General features: G+C 69.0%; 14 protein-coding genes. 4 read left to right on the forward strand and 10 right to left on the reverse strand.

Translation table 11 applies throughout. From position 1 onward, the window contains the following. Positions 1-28 precede the first annotated feature (28 nt). Both EV648_RS13750 and EV648_RS13755 read right to left on the reverse strand, forming a co-directional pair. Positions 29-598 carry an OsmC family protein gene (locus tag EV648_RS13750; protein ID WP_132193207.1) on the reverse strand — a complete coding sequence of 190 codons (570 nt, stop codon included), beginning with the start codon at positions 596-598 and terminating at the stop codon, positions 29-31. Positions 599-611: 13 nt separating this feature from the next. Then, positions 612-1778, reverse strand: a complete 1167-nt coding sequence (locus EV648_RS13755) for an NAD(P)/FAD-dependent oxidoreductase (protein WP_158293984.1) — start codon at positions 1776-1778, stop codon at positions 612-614. Positions 1779-1937: 159 nt separating this feature from the next. Here EV648_RS13755 and EV648_RS13760 point away from each other — a divergent pair, with 159 nt between their 5' ends. Together EV648_RS13760 and EV648_RS13765 are read left to right on the forward strand one after the other, a co-directional pair. After that, positions 1938-2621 (forward strand): AzlC family ABC transporter permease, encoded by a 684-nt coding sequence (locus EV648_RS13760; RefSeq protein WP_158293985.1) that lies wholly within the window; start codon positions 1938-1940, stop codon positions 2619-2621. Beyond that, positions 2618-2935, forward strand: a complete 318-nt coding sequence (locus tag EV648_RS13765; protein WP_132290089.1) for an AzlD domain-containing protein — start codon at positions 2618-2620, stop codon at positions 2933-2935. Before EV648_RS13760 ends, EV648_RS13765 begins: the two co-directional genes overlap by 4 nt. A gap of 46 nt (positions 2936-2981) precedes the next feature. On the opposite strand, the gene EV648_RS13770 is transcribed toward EV648_RS13765, so the two are convergent. Together EV648_RS13770 and EV648_RS13775 are read right to left on the reverse strand one after the other, a co-directional pair. Beyond that, positions 2982-3752 carry an alpha/beta fold hydrolase gene (locus EV648_RS13770; protein WP_132290092.1) on the reverse strand — a complete coding sequence of 257 codons (771 nt, stop codon included), beginning with the start codon at positions 3750-3752 and terminating at the stop codon, positions 2982-2984. A 37-nt stretch (positions 3753-3789) separates the two neighbouring features. Next, a complete protein-coding gene (locus EV648_RS13775; protein ID WP_132290095.1) occupies positions 3790-6684 on the reverse strand; it encodes a LuxR C-terminal-related transcriptional regulator in 2895 nt (964 codons plus the stop codon). Between the two features lie 123 nt (positions 6685-6807). Here EV648_RS13775 and EV648_RS13780 point away from each other — a divergent pair, with 123 nt between their 5' ends. Next, on the forward strand, positions 6808-7224 hold the full coding sequence (locus EV648_RS13780; RefSeq protein WP_132290098.1) for a DoxX family protein: 417 nt from the start codon (positions 6808-6810) through the stop codon (positions 7222-7224). A 1-nt stretch (position 7225) separates the two neighbouring features. Next, positions 7226-8551, forward strand: a complete 1326-nt coding sequence (locus tag EV648_RS13785) for an FAD-binding oxidoreductase (protein WP_132290101.1) — start codon at positions 7226-7228, stop codon at positions 8549-8551. A 15-nt stretch (positions 8552-8566) separates the two neighbouring features. Here EV648_RS13785 and EV648_RS13790 read toward each other — a convergent pair whose 3' ends face one another. The 6 genes from EV648_RS13790 to EV648_RS13815 form a co-directional block, all read right to left on the reverse strand. Next, positions 8567-8761 carry a hypothetical protein gene (locus EV648_RS13790; protein WP_199234588.1) on the reverse strand — a complete coding sequence of 65 codons (195 nt, stop codon included), beginning with the start codon at positions 8759-8761 and terminating at the stop codon, positions 8567-8569. A gap of 770 nt (positions 8762-9531) precedes the next feature. Further along, the gene (locus tag EV648_RS13795) at positions 9532-10962 is read right to left on the reverse strand and encodes a GH1 family beta-glucosidase (RefSeq protein ID WP_132290104.1); all 1431 of its coding nucleotides are present in this window, start codon (positions 10960-10962) and stop codon (positions 9532-9534) included. Positions 10963-11052: 90 nt separating this feature from the next. Then, a complete protein-coding gene (locus EV648_RS13800; RefSeq protein ID WP_132290107.1) occupies positions 11053-12075 on the reverse strand; it encodes an ABC transporter ATP-binding protein in 1023 nt (340 codons plus the stop codon). Continuing rightward, entirely contained in the window at positions 12075-13121 is a 1047-nt protein-coding gene (locus EV648_RS13805) for an ABC transporter permease (protein WP_132290110.1), read from the reverse strand. The genes EV648_RS13800 and EV648_RS13805 overlap by 1 nt, the downstream gene beginning before the upstream one ends. 3 nt (positions 13122-13124) lie before the next feature. Further along, the gene (locus EV648_RS13810; RefSeq protein WP_132290113.1) at positions 13125-14105 is read right to left on the reverse strand and encodes an ABC transporter permease; all 981 of its coding nucleotides are present in this window, start codon (positions 14103-14105) and stop codon (positions 13125-13127) included. Beyond that, entirely contained in the window at positions 14102-15169 is a 1068-nt protein-coding gene (locus tag EV648_RS13815; RefSeq protein WP_132290116.1) for an ABC transporter ATP-binding protein, read from the reverse strand. Before EV648_RS13815 ends, EV648_RS13810 begins: the two co-directional genes overlap by 4 nt. Positions 15170-15173 lie beyond the last annotated feature (4 nt).

Below are 15173 nucleotides of genomic sequence, written 5' to 3' on the forward strand. Positions count from 1 at the left end.
GGAAGGGCAGACCGGCCTGTGGGGGTGATCAGGCGGTCGCGACGTCGATCGTCACCGGCACGCCGTGCGTGATCACGTCGTACACCGCTGAGCGCCGACGGGACTGCTCGACCAGGCCCGCCAGCTTCTCGGCGTCGGCGTCGCCCTTGACGTGGAAGACGACGCGGATCCCCTCGTACCCGTTGCGAACCTCCGGGTCGAGCCCGAGGATGCCGAGCAGGTTGATGTCGCCCTCGACTGTCGACGAGACCTCCTCGAGGTGGATCCCGCGGGCGGCGGCGATGTTGGCCAGACCGCTGGTGAGGCAGGCGGCCAAGGCATGCAGCAGGTGCTCAGCCGGCGTCGGACCGTTGTCGCCGCCAACCAGCACCGGCGGGTGGTCGGCGTCGAAGGTGAAGTCCGCCGGGCGGGTGTTCTCCTGCCCAGCCCCGTAGTACCCGTTGATCACGCCGCGGTTGTGCGTGCCGCTGATCCACCTGTTGGTGGCGCGGAACTGGAACCGGGCGATCTCGGGCTGTGCCTTGACTGCGTCGAGCGTCGCGAAGAGTGTCGCGGTGTCGACGCCGTTGCGGCGGTTGTCGGTCGTAGTGGTGGTCATGGTTCTGTTCCCTTCAACAAGCGATCAGGTGGTTGCGGCCGGGGAATCCGGCCAGTTGTTCGGCCTCGCGGTCGAGTGCCACGCCGAGCTGGATCTGCAGCTCGACGAAGCGGTCCATCGGTGGGAAGGCGGTCAGGGCGCGGGTCAGGTCGAAGACCTCGCGCAGCATCGCGTCCCGGACGTCCTGGTACGACGCCATGGCGGCCCGCTCGACCGTGGGGTCGCGCAGGCTGTGATCGAGGGCGGTCGCCAGCAACTCCGCGTCACGGAACGCGTCGGTGATGCCATGTCCGGTGATCGGGTCGCGGTGGTAGCCGGCGTCACCGACCAGCGCCCACCCTGGGCCATAGGGTCGGCGAAGGTAGTTCGGCAGCTCGACAGCACCGCGGACCGGCGCGGTCACCCGACCGGCGCGCACGCGACGCCCGAGGCCGGGCACCAGCTGTTCGAGTGCCCGGAGGAACGCCGGGATGCGCGCGGAACCCGCCGTACGCACCGAATCCAGCGCATCGGTCGGCTGGATCAGCCAGACGCAGGCCAGGTCGTCGTGGGTCGGGAAGACCCCGGCGTAGGCACCGGGCGCGACATGGAACTCGAAGCTGTCCGATCCGAGACCGGCCACATAGGTGTAATAGGTCGAGCAGGTTGGGGTGAACTGCTCCAGCGTCTCGGCGCCCACGAAACCGGTCATTCGCGACTGGCGTCCGTCCGCACCGACCACGAACCGCGCGGGCAATTCCAGGCGGTCGCCCTTCGAGGTGTGGGCGGTGATGCCGGTGACCCTGCCCTCGCTCGACCGCAGTACGCCGGTCGCCGTCAGACCCGTGACAAGGCCGGCGCCGGATTGCTGTGCGGCGTCAGCGAGGACGCTGTCGAGCAGGTGGCGTCTCGGGGCGATCAGGGCGTCGACGCCCGCACGGTGCTTGATCGGGCGGGTTATCGCGTTGCCCTCGACGTCGAAGACCACATTCCTGACCGGCGGTGCGCCGATCCGATCGAGCAGTCCCCACCGCGCGAGCTGGACGACACCGCCTCGAGCGATCCCGTGTGTCGACAGCGTGTCGCTCGGCAGTCGCGCTTTGTCCACCATTACGACGTTGTGGCCCAGCTCGGCCAGCAACATCGCGGTCGCGGCTCCAGCACACCGTGCTCCGACCACCACAACGTCGTACATGCTCATTTCCCGCCCCATTTCGTCTCGACGACTCTGCGGCGGGGTCGCCGTCGGAAGCTTGGAGACGACATGGAGACGGGGTGGAGGACCAGTCGCCACGGTTTCTCCACATTTCCACCGCCTGGCCGCCAAGCCGTCGTACGCGATCAGCAGGACGGTTGCGTCATGAGGTCCCTTCTCGGCAAGACAGCGCCGCCCCAAGCGTTGGCCCTGCGCGACGTTGCTTCGGTCGCACCGGGCCTGGCCGCGTTCGGCATGACGCTGGGCGTGACGATCTCCGCGCTCGGCTTCGGCACCTTGCCGGGTCTGGTCGGTGCGGGTGTGGTGTACGGCGGAAGCGCACAACTCACCGCGGTGACGCTCGTCCATCAAGGCGCCGCGTTCGCAGTCGTCGTCGCGTCGGCCGCCATCGTGAACTCGCGCTTGCTGCTGTACGGCGCGTCGATGTCGCGGCGGTTCAGGGACCAGCCGACCTGGTTCCGCTGGCTGGCCCCGCACTTCGTCATCGACCAGACGTACCTGCTGTCGAACGCCCGTCCCGATCTCGACCCGCGCACGTTCCGGCGGTACTGGGGCTGGCTCGGCTTCCTCATCCTGGTGCTCTGGTCATCGTCGATTGCCGTCGGCATCGTCGCCGGCCCCGCGCTGCCGGAGTTGCCTCACCTCGTATTCGTCGGCACCGCCATGTTCCTGGGCATGCTGGCGCCCCGCCTGACGAACCGCCCGGCCGTCGTGGCCGCAGTCACGGGAGGACTGGCGGCCGCCGTCATCGGCCTCGTCCGCCCGGAACTCGGCATCGTCGGCGGAGCCATCGCAGGCGTCATAGCTGGATCGGCAGTACGACGATGACCGCACTACTGTCGATGCTCATCCTCGGCGCGGTCTCCTGGTTATTCCGCATCGCCTTCATCACCCTGCTGCCCGCCGAGCGGCTACCGACCCGCTTCCAGATCGCCCTCGACCACCTCGCGCCCGCCGTACTGGCGTCCATCGTGGCCGTAGAACTAGTGACCTTGCTCCGCGGTGCCTCGCCTACCCAAGCCACCGCTCTCCTGGCAGCCGCCGCCATCATCACCGCAGTCGCCTACCACACCCGCAACGTCACCATCGCCTGCGCGCTAGGCCTCTGCACCGTCCTGGCCCTGCACTACCTGACCGCGTGAGCTTGCGTGTCATCACCCGCAGCGCCCCTCACCCGGATGCTTCAGGTCAGCTAGCCGGCGCGCGGCGAATCGGCGCCGTCGTCGCAACGGGCTCGTGGGTCAGGAAGTCGACGACGATCTGATTCACGAGCCCGGGCTTCTCCTGGGTGAGGAAGTGCGAGGTGCCGGGGACAACGGCGAACTCGGAGTTCGGGATGCTGTCGTACATCTCGACCGAGTGCGCCAGCGTCATGATGTCGTCGTCGGCGACCAGGATCAGGGTCCGGGCGGTGATCGCGGACAGCTCGGACGCCTGCAGGTCGGGTTCCTTGGCGAACATCTCGCCGATCTTGGCCGCCACCACCGGGAAGTGGTCCTCGCCGTCGGGCGAGACCTCGCCGTACGCCGGGCCGAGGAACTGTGTCAGCGACGGAATGTCCCAGACGAACTCGGGATCCGCCTCGCCGGACTTGTTGAAGCCGCCGCCGATCGACACGAACCGGTTCACCAGGTCGGGCCGTTGCATCGCCACCAGCATCGCGACCATGGCGCCGTCGCTGTGCCCGACCAGATCGGCCGGCCCGCCGATCACGGTCTCCAGGAACGCGATCGTGTCGTCGGCCATCACCTGGTAGCTGATCGGGCCGTCGACGTCTGGCGTGTGCCCCTGACCGCGGCGCTCCGGCGTGTACACGTGGAAGTGCTCGGCGAGCGCGGGCACGTTCGCGTCGAAGGACCGCGCGTCCAGCAGCCCGCCGTGCATCAGCACCAGCGGCTCACCTTCGCCGTGCTCGGCGTACCAGGTCTTCACGGCCCCCAGCTGTACGTACTCGCCCATGACCCGCGCCCCCTCGTTGACGGTACTAGGGCGGAAGCTACCCGAAGCCGGGCTCAGCTAGTAGCTCCGGCGGGACGCGCAGCTCCGAGAAGACAGCCAGGCCTTCGTCGACGCGGTCGGGGATCAGCAGCAGGGTGCAGGCGTGTTCGAACCGAGCACCGATCCGGGCGAACCCTTCGGCGGCCTCGCGCAGGGCGGCGATATCACCTGACAAACGCGCGGCGGTGCGAGTCAGGCAGGCCTCGGCCCAGTCGTTCTCGGCGGCGGTCGGCGCAGCGGCCGCCAGCCAGTTCTCGGCATCGGGCAGATCTGCGACGACTGCGAGCTCAGCCCCGGCCGCGTGGGCGTACGGCGCCCACCAGAGTTCGGCGAATCCCGCGAAGGCCTTCTCGACCAGTTCCCTGGACAGTTTCCCGTTGTGTACGGCGACCCGGGCGTCGGCGAAGGCGGCTGCCGCGCTCAACACCGGTGCTTCGGTGGTGCGTCCGGCGCGGGCGAGTTCGATCGCGCGGTGCTGCCAGGTGTCGAAGGTGCCGTCGCGCCGCAGGCCGTGGGCCATCGCCGCCACGGCAAGAGCAGATGCCATCCATTCCTGCGGCGGTGACCCCGCCCGCTCCCACCTGGCCCAGAGCGTGTCGGCCGCCGCAACGCATTCGTCGAAGCGACCGGTCAGTCCGCTGAGACGGATCAGCCGGGGGAGCCAGAGGTACGAACCGTCGCCAGCCACCAGGTCCCCGGCCGCCTGTCCGGCGCCGGCTACCAGCGTGGGGACCTGCTGGTACTCGGGCATCGCCGCCGGCAGCGCACCGGTGGCGACGGCGGTGGTGGCGGCCACGTGGTACGCATCGACGATCTCGGCAGCCGCATACGGCTCGTGACGGGGCAGTGGGGCGACCAGCTGGAGGCGTTCCAGGGCGCACTTCCGCGCCTCGCGCAACCGTCCAGCGTTGCCCAAGGCAACAGTTAGTCCATCCAGAGCACCGGCGATCAGCACGGGGTCGCCGGAACGCCGGGCGATGCCCACGGCGTCTTTCGCGAGCTCGGTGTCCGCGCCGATCCGTCGAGAGCCGAACTCCCAGGCCTTGGCCGTGGCCAGCAGTGCCGCCACGTGCGGGTCGTCGGCGGAAGCGTCACTGGACGATTGCGCGTCGGCGAGCAGAGCGGCGCTCTGCTCGCGGGGGAGCGCGTACATCGATCCGGCGGGGTAGCGGTTGATCGCGATCACCGCCGACGCGAGCATCGCGGCCCGGACATTGCCGTCGGCAACTGCCAGGTCGGCGGCCTCGAGCAAGAACCGGACGGTGGCCGGCCCGTCGGAGAGGATGAGCGAGGCGTCGGCAGCGGAGCGCAGATCGCGGGCCGCGGTCACCCCGTCCTCCGCCCGCGCCGCCGCCGCTCGATAGTGGTCGACCGACTCGACGAAGCCCTGACTCGCGAACGCCAGATGTCCCAACGACCGAGCCAGCCGATGCGCCGTCGCATCCGCCGCCGCCGCGGTCCCACCGAGCGCGACCCGCAGATCGTCCACCACCTCACCGGACACCGATCGCCAGCCATCCTCGTCTGCCGCCCGGCCGCCGTCGCCCAACGCCCTACCACCGAGCTCAGGTGACCATTCCTGGTCGGCGTCGATCGCCGCCTCCAAGTTGGCGGCCGTGGCAACGGCCCAACGGAGATGGCGCTCTCGGGCCGGTCCGATCTCTCCTGCGGCTTCCAGTTGTTCGAGGGCGAACGCTCGGACCGTTTCCAGCTGACGCCAGCGGGCGCCACGTCGTACCAGCAGGCTCTTGTCGGTGAGGCGGCCGATCAGGTCGGCGACCTCACCACGCGTGTACTCCGGACTGGTGGCGCAGGCGGCGTCCAGGTCGGCGCCGCCCACGTAGATCCCGAGCCGGCGGAAGAGTAGCCGCTCATCGTCGTCGAGGAGATCATGGCTCCAGCCGATGACTGCGCTCAGTGAGCGATGCCGAGGGTCGGATCCGCGCCCACCGGCGAGCAGCCGCAGCTGATTGTCGAGGGCCAGCAGGCCGTCCAGACCGAGAGAGCCGGTCCGAGCCGCGGCCAGTTCGATCGCGAGGGGCATGCCGTCCAGGCGCTCGCACAGCTGGGAAACGTCGGCGGGGGAGGCAGCGAAGGCGGCGTCGACGGCTTGTGCGCGATCCAGGAACAGCTGGACGCCGTCGGAGTCGGAGGGGAGCGGTGGCAGTTGCACGACACGTTCACCTGGTACGCCGAGGCGCTCGCGGCTGGTCGCGAGTACGGTCACGTCGGGGCAGGCCGCGAGCAGTCGCTCGACCAGTTCGGCGACTTCCGCGATCAGGTGCTCGCAGTTGTCCAGTACTAGGAGCGAACGGCCCGGGAGTAGCCGTTCCACCAACGCCTGATCCAGCGGCTGGGGTGGTCGCTCCGTCACTCCGAGGGCGGCCGCCACGACCCGCAGTACCAATCCGCTCCGCACTGGTACCAGGTCGATGAAGGCGCCCGGATCGGGGGACTCCGCGGCGATCACGGCAGCCAGCCGGGTCTTGCCCATCCCGCCGGGACCGAGCAGGGTCACCAGCCCGGCTTCCCGCAGCGCGTCGCGCAGCGCCCCCGCCTCGGCTTCGCGCCCGACGAAGGTAGTCCGGCTCACCGGCAATCCGCTGACACCCGCACCCGTACCCGCGCCTGCGCCTGCGCCTGTGGCTGTGCTCTTTCCCCCCGCTGCACTCGGCTTCGGCTCGGCTACCAGGTCGGCGAGTTCCCTGCGGTCGGCGACTCCGTACTTGCGGAGCAGGGAGGAGACATGGCTCTCGACAGTCCGGACCGAGATGTGGAAGGCGGCGGCGATCTGGGCGTTCGATCGGTGGTCGGCGATCGCGCCCAGCACCTCGGCCTCGCGGGCCGAGATCTCCACCTCACCACCGGGGACCATCCGCCCATGATCGTCCATCCGTGGGTCTTTTCGGTGGCCCTTTCGGTGGCTCTTTCCGTGGTGGATCCGTGCTCAGCACGGATGCCGACCTCACCCCCGCGGGCGGATCGTCGTCGTACTGAACCTACTGAGGAGGTTGCGATGAGCAGCATCGGTACGACGGCAAGGACGTGGAAGGTACGGCCCGGGACGACCGTTCTGTGGCTCCTGCAGTTCTTCCTGGCGTTCCAGTTCGCGAGCGCCGGGCTCATGAAACTGTCCGGCAACCAGCTGATGGTCGACATGTTCACCGAGATCGGAGCCGGCCAGTGGCTACGGTTCCTGGTCGGCGCGCTCGAGGTCGCCGGGGCACTCGGCCTGCTGATCCCGCGACTGTGCGGTCTGGCCGGGCTCGGCCTGGCGGCACTCATGACCGGCGCCGTGATCACCAACGTGTTCGTCCTCGGATACTCCCCGGTGATCGCGCTCGCCTTCCTGCTCCTGGCCGCGGTGATCGCCTGGTTCCGTCGGGCAGCGATCCGGCAGCTGGTCGGGTCTCGGCTCCGGGTGGCGAGCTGAGATGACCGAGCTCATGATGCGCGGCTTCGAAGGCGCGCTGGTACGCCCGGAGGACGAGGGGTACGACGCCCTCCGGGCCGTCTGGAACGCGGTTGTCGACCGGCGGCCCGCGATGATCGCGCGGTGCGAGAGCACAGCCGACGTGGTCGCGGCCCTCCGGTACGGGCGAGAGGCCGGGCTGGAGATCGGCGTCCGCGGAGGCGGTCACAACATCCTCGGTCTTCCGGTCGTCGACGACGGTCTGCTGATCGACCTGGCGGGATTGTCGACGGTCCGGGTCGACCCAGGCAGCCGCCGGGCCTGGGTCGGAGGAGGCGCCCTGCTCGGCGCGCTCGACCTCGCGGCCCAGCGGTACGGACTGGCGACGACGGCCGGCAACGTGTCCCACACCGGAGTCGGCGGGCTGACCCTCGGCGGCGGGACCGGCTGGCTGGCCCGGTTGCACGGTCTGACCTGCGACAACGTCGCCGCGTACCAGCTCGTGACCGCCGACGGCGACGTACTGCGGGTCGACGCGAACGGGCACCCGGACCTGTTCTGGGCGCTGCGCGGTGGAGGCGGGAACTTCGGGGTCGTGACCGAGTTCGAGTTCCGGCTGCACCCGGTCGGTACTCAGGCTCTCGTCGCGGACCTGTACTACGAAATGGAAGAGGCGCAGGCGGTCCTCCGCGGCTGGCGCGACCTGCTCCCGGACACTCCGCGCCGCGCGACGCCGATGGCGCGGGTCGGCTCCTGGGAAGAGTTCGGCGGACGCCGGATGGCAAGCATCGGCTTCGTCTGGGTGGGAGACCCGGACGAGGGCAGGCAGCTGCTGGCGACGTACTCCGGAATCGGCCGGCCGGTCGCCCAGCAGGTCAGTGAACTCAGCTACCTGGACCTGCAGATGGGCGACGACGAGATCGAGCAGCACGCCATCCGCCGTTACTGCAAGGGCCACTACCTGCGCGAACTCCCCGACGCCGCGATCGACGCCTTCCTTGCTCCGGGCAACGAAGTAGGCGCCCGGCTGGCCATGAACCTCGGCGCGATCGCGGACGTCCCGCCCGGAGCATCGGCGTACAGCCACCGCGACGCACTGGTCGAGTTCACCACCTCGGCCGGCTGGACGGACCCGACCGAGGACGAAACCAGGATCGAGACCACCCGCCGCTACGCCGCCGGCCTCGAACCATTTGCCAGCGGCACCTACGTCAACACCCTGGCGGAGGACGGCACCGATGCCCTCCGCCGCGTCTACTCCACCCCCGACCTCACCCGACTCACCACCGTCAAACGCCAGTACGACCCCACCAACGTCTTCCACCGAACCCACAACATCCACCCGTGATGCCGTCGGCGGTTTTCAGGCACCCGCATGGCTGAACGTCACGTGCGTGACTCCACTGGGCGAGGAGGTGGCCTCGACCTGGTAGTCCTTCTCGGGGCCCTCCAGCCCGTCCCAGCGGCGTACGCCTCGGCCGAGCGGGATCGGGACCACCACGGTGTGCAGGTGGTGGTCGACGAGCCTGGCAGCCAGGAAGTCGAGAGGGGTGCACAAGGTGGGGGCTTGAACACCTAAGCGGGACGTCGGACACGAAATAGCTTGTTCACGGTCTCCGTTTGGTGTTCAAGGACCCCACACCTCACGCAGGAGCCCGCGTCACGGGTGGATGGGAGCGGGCTCCGCGTGGGCAACGGCAGTATCCCGGAGCCGCTCAGAGGTGTGGCGACAAGGCCCGAGAAGTTCCTGCGCCCGATCGTTCGGGCAGTTGCCTTGGCGGGAGCGGCCAGTCGAACCCCGAGACCGGCACTTTGTGCACCACCCGAGCAGATCCCGGCGCCCCGGACACTCAGCTGGTGCACAAGGTGGGGCCTCGGACACCAAGCCGGGACCTCGGACACCACACGACCTGTCCCCCGTCCCCACCAGGTGTCCCAGCCCCTCACAAGGTGTCCCAGGTCCCCACAACAACACCGCCACCGGCGGCCACAGCCCCAACAAGGTGTCCGCGTTCCCCACCACCACACGCCGCCGGGTCCAGGCCGGCGATCGGCGTCCCGATGACGGGTTGTTCGGCCACTGGCGCCGAACAAGCCGCCAGCCGACGACCAACCCGCCAGCGGACCCGGACACGAGCCACAGGCAGCCGAACAGCCCGCCAGCGGGCCCGGACACGAGCCACAGGCAGCCGAACAGCCCGCCAGCGGACCCGGACACGAGCCACAGGCAGCCGAACAGCCCGCCAGCGGGCCCGGACACGAGCCACAGGCAGCCGAACAGCCCGCCAGCAGGCCCGGACACGAGCCACAGGCAGCCGAACAAGCCGACTAGCGGTTGCGGTGTTGTTGGGCTACGTCTCTTAGGTAGAGGGCGCTCTGCTTGGGGATACGGGCTTGGGTTTCGTAGTCGACTCGGACGATGCCGAAGCGCTTCTCGTAGCCGTAGGCCCATTCGAAGTTGTCGAGGAGAGACCAGGCGAGGTAGCCGCGGATGTCGGCACCTTGGTTGATCGCGGCCGCTACTGCGGCGAGGTGGGAGGAGAAGTAGGCCGTGCGCCCATCGTCGACCACATAGCCAGCCGCGTCGGGGATGTCGTCGAAGGCGGCGCCGTTCTCGGTGACGACCATCGGGAGGCCGGGGTAGTCGCGGCTGATCCGGACCAGCAGGTCGGTGAAGCCTTCCGGAACGATCTCCCAGTCCATCGCCGTGCGCGGCTTGTCGAGTGGCACGGTCCGGCTGATCGGGAGCCCGTCGTCACCGACCGTGCGGCCGTTCTCGTCGAACCCGGTGAACTTCTGGCTGAAGTAGTAGTTGACCCCGAGTACGTCGATCGGCGCGGAGATCGTCGCCAGATCCCCTCCCTGCACAGGGATCTCCACACCTTCGGCCGCCAGGTCGGCGATCACGTCGGCCGGGTAGCGCCCGTGCACCAGCGGGTCCAGGTAGAGCCGTGCGCCCATCCCATCCGCGCGCCGCGCTGCCTCGAGGTCGGGCTGGGCGTCGCTGGCCGGGTACGCCGTCGCCGCGTTCAGGGTGATCCCGATGTCGATCGCGCGCGGAGCCGCCTCGCGCATCCGCTCGGTGGCCAGGCCGTGCCCGAGCAGCAGGTGGTGTACCGCCGCCACGGCCGCGGGGTACTCCTTCCGCCCGGGGGCGTGCGCGCCGTACGCGTAACCGAGCATCGCCGAGCACCACGGCTCGTTCAGCGTGGTCCAGGTGTTCACCCGATCGCTCAGTGCGTCGAACACCAGCATCGAGTAGTCAGCGAACCGGTACGCCGTGTCGCGCGCCGGCCAACCACCGGCGTCCTCGAGCTCCTGCGGCAGGTCCCAGTGGTAGAGCGTCACCCACGGGTCGATGCCCTGGGCAAGGAGTTCATCGACCAGCCGGTCGTAGAAGGCGAGGCCGGCCGGGTTGGCCAGGCCCTTGCCGTGCGGCTGGACCCGCGGCCAGGACACCGAGAACCGGTACGTGTCCATGCCGAGGTCCTTGATCAGGGCAACGTCCTCAGGCATCCGGGTGTAGTGCTCGCAGGCGATGTCTCCGGTGTCGCCGTTGTCGATCGCGCCGGGGACCCGGCAGAACGTGTCCCAGATCGACGGCGTCCGGCCGTCCACGTCGACGGCTCCCTCGATCTGGTAGGCGGAGGTGGCGACGCCCCAGCGGAAGTCCGACGGCAGGCCGGCGATCAGCTCCTGCTCGGCCGTCGGTGCGGTGAACGCGACAGTTGAAGTGGTGGGGACAGCTGTTGTGTTCATGGTGAACGTACGGCGCGCGCCGGTGGGCGTACGCCGTACTGGCTCCCTTCGGGACGGTGCTACAGAGGGGCGGGGAGGCGAGAACGAGGGTCAGGCGACCGGGACGCGACCGGGCAGCCAGCAGGCCACCGAGCGGTCCGGGTCGTTCCTGGCCTCGGGAACACCGAGGACGGGAATCTCCGTGGAGCAGCGGTCGAAAGCATGGGGGCAGCGAGGATGGAAGGCGCAGCCGCTGGGCATGCCGCGCAGGTCGGGCGGCGACCCGGGGATCCCGGACAGGTCCCGGCGCGGGCCACGCAGGGCGGGGAAGGACTTGAGCAGCCCCTCGCTGTACGGGTGCAGGGAGTCCTTGTAGAGGTCCGCCGACCGGGCCTCCTCGACGATGCGACCGCCGTACATGATCGCGATCCGGTCGGAGAACTCGACGAGCAGTGACAGGTCGTGGGTGATGAACAGCACCGAGAATCCGAGCCGCTCGCGCAGTTCGACCAGCTGGGCCAGGATCTGGCGCTGCATCACCACGTCGAGCGCCGTGGTCGGCTCGTCCATGATCACGACCTGCGGCTCGAGCACGAGCGCCATCCCGATCATCACCCGCTGGCGCATACCGCCGGACAGTTGGTGCGGGTAGGCGTCCATCCGGTCCGCCGAGATACCGACCAGCTTGAGCATCTCCTTGGCCCGGGCGACCCGCGCCTCCTGGCTCAGTTGCGGCTCGTGCGCGCGGATCACGTCGAGCATCTGGGTGGAGACCTTGTGTACCGGGTTCAGCGAGTTCATCGCCCCCTGGAACACGATCGAGGTCTCGGCCCAGCGGAACGCGCGCAGTTCGGCGTTGGTCAGCCCCATCACGTCGTACGAATCGCCGGTCGGCGGATGGTAGACGACGCTTCCTCCGCTGATCACGCCGGGCGGCGGGAGCAGCCGGGTGACGCCGTACGCGAGGGTCGACTTGCCGCTGCCGGACTCGCCGGCCAGCCCGAGCACCTCACCGCGGTGCAGGGTCAGGGTGACGTCACGGACCGCCTGGACCGCCTCGTCGCCGAGGCCGTAGTCCACGTTGAAGTTCTTGATCTCCAGGACAGGAGCCTTGACTCGAGTTGAAGTCTGCATCAGGCGGCACCCTTCGCTTTCTCGGAGGCCTTGCGCACGACCGGGGTCACCGGGGCGTCCTTGCCGGCGGTGTTCAGCACCGGGGTGAAGCCGACCCGCATCTTGACGGTGTGGCCGTCCGTGGTCTTCACCTTGGTGTGCCCGTTGCTGCGCAGCCGCGGGCTGACGAACTCGTCGATGCCGAAGTTGATCAGTGACAGCGCGGTGCCGAGGAACGCGATCGCCAGCCCGGCCGGGACGAACCACCACCAGGCTCCCTGGGCGAGGGCCTGCTGGCTCTGCGCCCAGAAGAGGATGGTGCCCCAGTTCCACTCGGAGATGGTCGAGATCCCGATGAAGGCCAGGGTGATCTCGGACATCACCGCGAAGATCACCGTGCCGACGAAGCCCGACGCGATGATCGCGGTCAGGTTCGGCAGGATCTCGACGGTGATGATCCGCCAGGTGCTCTCACCGGTGGCCCGAGCCGCCTCGACATAGTCCCGCCGTCGCAGCGACAGCGTCTGGGCTCGCAGGATTCGTGCTCCCCAGGCCCACGACGTCAGGCCGATGACGAGGGCAACCATCAGGTCACCGGCGCCGGGGATGGTGGAGGCCACGATGATGATCAGGGGCAGCGCCGGGATCACCAGGAAGACGTTCGACAGCGCTGACAGACTTTCGTCGGCAGCACCGCCGAGGAAGCCGGAGCTGACCCCGATCAGGACCGACAGCGCGGTCGCGATCACGCCGGCCAGCAGGCCGACGAACATCACCCCGCGGGTGCCGACCAGGACCTGGCTGAAGACGTCCTGGCCCAGGTGGGTGGTGCCGAACCAGTGCTTGCCCGACGGCCCCTGGATCAGGTCGCTGCTGCGGGCGGACGGGTCGAACGGCGCGATCCACGGGCCGATGATCGCGATCAGGCAGAAGAAGCCGAGTACTACGAGGCCGGTCGCGGCCTTCGGGTTGGCGACGAACCGCAGCCGCCGGCGCTTGGCCGCGGCGGCCGCGTCGACCTGGCCCTCGGGCGTGGCCGCGACGATGGTGGTGGCTGGTGCGGACATCGGTCAGCCCTCCTTGCGAGTGCGGGGATCGAGCAGCAGATACGCGACATCCGCCACCAGGTTGGCCATCAGGACCGACATCGTGATGACCAGGAAGACGCCCTGCATCAGCGGGTAGTCCTTGGATCCGACGGCCTGGAAGAGGTTGTAGCCGATGCCGGGGTAGGAGAAGACGATCTCGACCAGCAGGGTGCCGCCGACGATGAAGCCGAGCGACAGAGCGAAGCCGGACACGTTCGGCAGCAGCGCGTTGCGGGCCGCGTAGCTGACCATCACCCGGCGCTCGCTCAGGCCCTTGGCGTGCGCGACGGTGATGTAGTCCTCTGATGCCACCGTGACCATCATGTTCCGCATGCTGAGGATCCAGCCGCTGACCGAGGAGATCAGGATGGTGATCGCCGGCAGCAGGCTGTGCTGGATCGCGCTGGCGATGAACTCGCGGTCCCAGGACGGCACCAGCCCGGGCTCGTAACCGCCCGAGGACGGGAAGAAGCTGTCGGGGCCGGCGAACAGGGTGATGGCGAGCAGCCCGAGCCAGAAGTACGGGATGGACGACAGGAACGTTGTCACTGGCAACAACCCGTCCAGCCAGGAACCACGCCGCCAGCCGGCCAGCACGCCGAGCGACGTACCGATCATGAAGCTGGCGAAGGTGGTGATGCCGACCAGCGCGATCGTCCACGGCAGGCTCTGCTTGAGGATCTCCGAGACCGGCGTGGGGAAGAAGGTGAACGACAACCCGAGGTCGCCGTGGAAGATCTGACCCCAGTAGTCGACGTACTGGCTCCACAGGCTGGCGTTCTCGTCCAGGCCGAAGAGCACGTAGAGCGAGTTGATCGCCTCGGTGCTCATCTGGCCCTGGAACTTGTTGATCAGCGAGGTGACCGGGTCACCCGGGATCATCCGCGGGATGAAGAAGTTGATCGTGATCGCGGCCCACGCGGTGAACAGGTAGAACACGATCCGCTGCAGCAGGAACTTCACTTCGCCGCTCCTTCCTCGTAGAGCCAGCAGGCCGCCCAGTGCGCGGTACCGGAGTCGACCACCGGGAGCTCGAAGCGTGGTGGCAGGTCGGTGGAGCACTTCGGCATCGCGTGCACGCAGCGCGGGTGGAACCGGCAGCCGGTCGGCGGCGCTATCAGGCTCGGCGGCTCACCACCAGCCTCGTCCTCGGGTGCGTTCTTCGGATCCCCGACGCGGTCCAAGCGGTCGGGATCGGGCGCGCTCTCGATCAGCAGCCGGGTGTACGGGTGGGCGGGGTTCTGCGTGACCGTCTCGGAGTCGCCGCCCTCGACCATCCGGCCGGCGTACATCACCATCGTCTCGTCGGCGAAGTAGCGCGCGGACGCGATGTCGTGGGTGATGTAGAGGATGGCGAGGTTGAGCCGTTCCTTCAGGTCCCGCAGCAGGTTCAGCACGCCGAGGCGGATCGACACGTCCAGCATCGATACCGGCTCGTCGGCCAGCAGCGCCTCGGGGTCGGCGCCGAGCGCGCGGGCGATCGACACCCGCTGGCGCTGGCCGCCGGACAGTTCGTGCGGGAACTTGTCCAGGTAGCGCTCGGGCGGGGTGAGCTGCACGCGCAACAGCAGGTCGTTGAGGTTCTGTTCCAGCTCGGCGGACGTCTTGCCCGCGCGGCCGTGGATCTTGAGCGACCGGGTCAGGTGGTAGCGCACCGTGTGGACCGGGTTCAGCGAGGCGAACGGGTCCTGGAAGATCATCTGCACCTGGCGGCAGTACGCGCGGAACTTGCGGCCGCCGTGCACGGTGACCGACTTGCCGTGCAGCCGGATGTCGCCGTCGGTGCGGGGGTACAGCTGCGCCAGCAACCGCGCGACGGTGGACTTGCCCGAGCCGGACTCGCCGACGAGCGCGGTGACCCGGCCCCGGCGGAGCGTCAGCCGGATGTCGTCCACCGCGTGCACCGCTTTGCGCTCCTTGGTGAACAGGTCGCGCAGGCCCCGCCGTACGGGGAAGTGTTTGGTGAGGCCCTCGGCCTCGAGTACCACGTCCCCGGTGGTCACCGGGTCTGTCTGGGTCGCCGTCATGACG

Source organism: Kribbella sp. VKM Ac-2568, assembly GCF_004345365.1.
In the GTDB taxonomy this organism is placed as follows: domain Bacteria; phylum Actinomycetota; class Actinomycetes; order Propionibacteriales; family Kribbellaceae; genus Kribbella; species Kribbella orskensis.

Bases quoted from the DNA above. Each gene is read 5' to 3' on its own strand.
- EV648_RS13750 (WP_132193207.1), bottom strand. From the start codon at position 598: ATGACCACCACTACGACCGACAACCGCCGCAACGGCGTCGACACCGCG.
- EV648_RS13755 (WP_158293984.1), bottom strand. From the start codon at position 1,778: ATGAGCATGTACGACGTTGTGGTGGTCGGAGCACGGTGTGCTGGAGCC.
- EV648_RS13760 (WP_158293985.1), top strand. From the start codon at position 1,938: ATGAGGTCCCTTCTCGGCAAGACAGCGCCGCCCCAAGCGTTGGCCCTG.
- EV648_RS13765 (WP_132290089.1), top strand. From the start codon at position 2,618: ATGACCGCACTACTGTCGATGCTCATCCTCGGCGCGGTCTCCTGGTTA.
- EV648_RS13770 (WP_132290092.1), bottom strand. From the start codon at position 3,752: ATGGGCGAGTACGTACAGCTGGGGGCCGTGAAGACCTGGTACGCCGAG.
- EV648_RS13775 (WP_132290095.1), bottom strand. From the start codon at position 6,684: ATGGACGATCATGGGCGGATGGTCCCCGGTGGTGAGGTGGAGATCTCG.
- EV648_RS13780 (WP_132290098.1), top strand. From the start codon at position 6,808: ATGAGCAGCATCGGTACGACGGCAAGGACGTGGAAGGTACGGCCCGGG.
- EV648_RS13785 (WP_132290101.1), top strand. From the start codon at position 7,226: ATGACCGAGCTCATGATGCGCGGCTTCGAAGGCGCGCTGGTACGCCCG.
- EV648_RS13795 (WP_132290104.1), bottom strand. From the start codon at position 10,962: ATGAACACAACAGCTGTCCCCACCACTTCAACTGTCGCGTTCACCGCA.
- EV648_RS13800 (WP_132290107.1), bottom strand. From the start codon at position 12,075: ATGCAGACTTCAACTCGAGTCAAGGCTCCTGTCCTGGAGATCAAGAAC.
- EV648_RS13805 (WP_132290110.1), bottom strand. From the start codon at position 13,121: ATGTCCGCACCAGCCACCACCATCGTCGCGGCCACGCCCGAGGGCCAG.
- EV648_RS13815 (WP_132290116.1), bottom strand. From the start codon at position 15,169: ATGACGGCGACCCAGACAGACCCGGTGACCACCGGGGACGTGGTACTC.